The 310-nt window shown below is 59.0% G+C and carries 1 protein-coding gene; it reads right to left on the bottom strand.

Features of this window, described 5'->3' with window-relative positions:
- Nucleotides 1–283 (bottom strand): nucleotidyl cyclase domain-containing protein (locus E5162_RS14425; protein WP_135945959.1); only part of this gene is annotated, 283 nt, incomplete at its 3' end.
- Nucleotides 284–310 lie beyond the last annotated feature (27 nt).

Raw genomic sequence — 310 nt, 5'->3', positions numbered from 1 at the left:
TCATCATGCGGCTCATCAGCGCCAGATTGGGTGCGGGATCACCGAAGCGCTGACCGTCAGATAACGCGAAATTACTGTGGCTGTCCTGGGCTTGCTGAATGGCCACGAAGCCCTGCTTGAAGCTGTCGGGTCCGGTGTAGAGAACAGCGCCGGCAGTGGCTGTCAGATCGATCTCGATCTCGTCCACTTTGAACGGAGCCTTGATCCGTTCGAGCAAGCGCTTGGCCACCACTTCCACCAGGTCTTCATCCAGCAGGGAGTCCTGAGGCGCGTAGTCAATCATCCCCCCGAGCACGCCTGGCGACATGAT

The organism is Marinicauda pacifica (assembly GCF_004793635.1).
Taxonomy (GTDB): domain Bacteria; phylum Pseudomonadota; class Alphaproteobacteria; order Caulobacterales; family Maricaulaceae; genus Marinicauda; species Marinicauda pacifica.
Note: the sequence above shows the minus strand (reverse complement) of the source record. Positions and strands in the feature narration are given on the sequence as shown.